General features: G+C 63.2%; 1 protein-coding gene. It reads left to right on the forward strand.

The features are described from left to right. The first annotated feature begins 165 nt into the window (after positions 1 to 165). Positions 166 to 1,338, forward strand: coding sequence for an alanine racemase (locus tag ABD255_RS07600; protein ID WP_344211274.1), 1,173 nt, complete (start codon positions 166 to 168; stop codon positions 1,336 to 1,338). The last annotated feature ends 113 nt before the right edge of the window (positions 1,339 to 1,451 follow it).

Here is a 1,451-nt window from a genome sequence, read left to right on the forward strand (position 1 = left end):
CGAGCGGCTGCGGAACCAGCAGATCAACATCTGGCACTCATCGGTGGAGTCGACCAGGATCGACCTGGAAGACCGCGGCCTACCGGCTGTCGTTCGTGCCTCGGTGCACTACTTCAATACCGAAGAAGAGATCGATCGCCTCGTCGAGGCAATCGATTCGGTGCGATGAGCGCACAGTCCCGGCTCGGAGACCAACACCTTCAGTACCCGGTGGCTGCTCTGGACATCGAGGCAGTACGGCACAACGTGACCGAGATGGATCGGTACTGCCGTGAGAAGTCGGTATCGATCGCCCCGCATGCAAAAACGACGATGATCGACGAAGTCCTCGCGCTTCAGCTTCAACAGACCTCGACTTGGGGCCTCACAGTAGCTAACGCGGTACAGGGCAGAGTTGCGGCCTGCCTCGGAGCGGACAGGATCCTGGTCGCGAATCAGCTGGTCGAGTCGAAGGACATTGCCTGGGTAGCCGAAATGGCGAATGTCGGCAAAACTGTGCTCTCCTTGGTGGACTCGGTGACCGGGGTACGTTGGCTTGACGCCGCCCTTGACCACGAGTCGCCGGCGTCCAGGCATTCCGTTCTGCTGGAGGTCGGCTACTTCGGCGGCAGATGCGGTGCCCGCAGCGATGCCGACTTCGACGCCGTGGCCGAAGCGGTGGCAACGTCGCGCCACCTCGTCGTGCGCGGGGTGTCAGGCTACGAGGGAATGCTCGGGGGGACTGCTTCCGCGGATCTCGACCGGGTCGACGACTATCTGCGCCGGCTCGCATCCTCGGCAGCTCGACTGGCGGAACGTCACGGCATCTCCGGTTCGGGAACGATCCTGTCCGCAGGAGGATCCGCGTACTTCGACAGGGTGCTCGCGAACTGCCGACCAATGGCGTCACAGCTAGAGGCGACCCTTTTGCTGCGTAGTGGCTGCTACGCCATTCACGACCATGGTGTCTACGCGCGGACGTTCCCAGGAGTTCGTGGCGAGGGCCCCGACCTGTGTCCAGCGGCAACCGTATGGGCCCGCATTCTGTCGCGGCCAGAGGAAGCACGCGCGGTCGCGGCAGTGGGCAAACGGAACCTACCGCACGACGCCGACCTGCCGACGCCCCTGGGCGTTCGTTATCGCGATGGGCACTCTGCTGCGCTGCCATCCAAGAGCCGCGTCGTCTTGCTCAGCGATCAGCATCTGCACCTGGAGATTCCGGCGGACAGCGATCTGACGGTAGGGGACGTCGTACCCCTGGGAATTTCGCACCCTTGCGGCCTGTTCGACCGCTGGCGACGCATCACCGTGGTCGACCGTCACAAGAGGCTGCTGGGAACTGTACTGCCGGCGTTCTGAGCATCCACTTCCGCTAACGGCAGGCTTAAGCGATCAGAGATCCACCTATCCCCTGAGAGGGGAAGACTTCTCAGTATGAGCAGGGCAGAGCAGGAGCCTCCGGCGGGGCAATG

This window comes from Kribbella sancticallisti (genome assembly GCF_039530625.1).
GTDB classification, from domain to species: domain Bacteria; phylum Actinomycetota; class Actinomycetes; order Propionibacteriales; family Kribbellaceae; genus Kribbella; species Kribbella sancticallisti.